The organism is Mesorhizobium sp. M1A.F.Ca.IN.020.06.1.1 (genome assembly GCF_004023265.1).
Lineage (GTDB): Bacteria > Pseudomonadota > Alphaproteobacteria > Rhizobiales > Rhizobiaceae > Mesorhizobium.
In genome coordinates this window covers 1-1043 of the sequence record NZ_RZSR01001419.1, presented here as the reverse complement: position 1 = coordinate 1043, position 1043 = coordinate 1, and the positions used below count along the sequence as shown (strand labels likewise).

The 1043-nt window shown below is 63.9% G+C and carries 2 protein-coding genes; both read left to right on the top strand.

Annotated features, from left to right (window positions below):
* Positions 1-346: ABC transporter permease subunit (locus tag EOA60_RS34510; RefSeq protein WP_128312708.1), on the top strand; the 346-nt coding region annotated here is incomplete at its 5' end.
* 83 nt (positions 347-429) lie between these two features.
* On the top strand, positions 430-1043 hold a 614-nt coding region (locus EOA60_RS34505; RefSeq protein ID WP_164899836.1), incomplete at its 3' end, for an ABC transporter substrate-binding protein.

Here is a 1043-nt window from a genome sequence, read left to right as displayed (position 1 = left end):
GATCAATGCCGCGACCGGGTTCCGGCGCGTGGACAGCGCCAAGATCGCGCTCGCTCGCTCCTATGGCGCGAGCACCTTGCAGATCTTTTGGAAGATCCGCGCGCCGATGGCGCTGCCGATGATCCTGGTCGGGCTGATGATCGGCGCGATCTTCGGGCTCCTCACTGCGGTAGGTGCCGAGATGGTCGGCGGCGGCTTCGGCCTCGGCAACCGGCTTACCTCGTATTCGTCGATGATCCAGATGCCGCAATTCTTCGCGGTGGTGCTGATCCTGTCGACGCTCGGCATCCTGATCTACGTGCTCTTCTTCCTGATCGGCAAGAAATGGGCGAGCTGGGAGGCATGAGCGCGGACGGATGAGATCGCCCGGGAGACGGGCGAAGGCAAGGGCAAGCGATCGATAACGGCAATCAACAAAAGGGGAATGCCATGACCAACGAAAGCTTATTCAGTACGGCGACAAGAGCGGGCATCAGCCGCCGCTACTTCCTGCAAGTGACGGCCGCCGGCGTCGTGACCGCCACCGCGCTCGGCGCATCGGGTCTGAAAGCCAGCGCGGCGGCTTATGAAAAATTCACCTGGATTTCGCCGCGCGGCACGCTCGAAGTGCTGGACGACTATCCCTACTGGTCGGCCAAGAAGGCCGGCTATTTCGGCGACCTCGCCACCGACATGCAGCCGGGTCCGTCTGACGGCACCGCGACGGTCAAGTTCGTCGATGTCGGCCAGGCCGACATGGGCTTCCCCTCGCCCGGCGTCTTCTCCTTCGCCATCCAGAACGGCATGAAGCTGAAGTCGGTGTTCCACATGGGCGCGCGCGACACCTTCAGCATCGCCTTCCGCAAGGGCCAGGGCACCAAGAACCTGAAGGACCTCGAAGGCAAGACGATCCTGCTCGGCTCCGCCGCTTGGCAGGCGATCGTCGATCCGCTGCTTGCCGCGCAGGGTGTCGACATCAAGAAGGTGAAATATGTCGAGGCCGGGTGGCCGACCTGGGGCACCGCGCTCGCCGGCGGCCAAGGCGATGCCGCACTCTCCTGGGA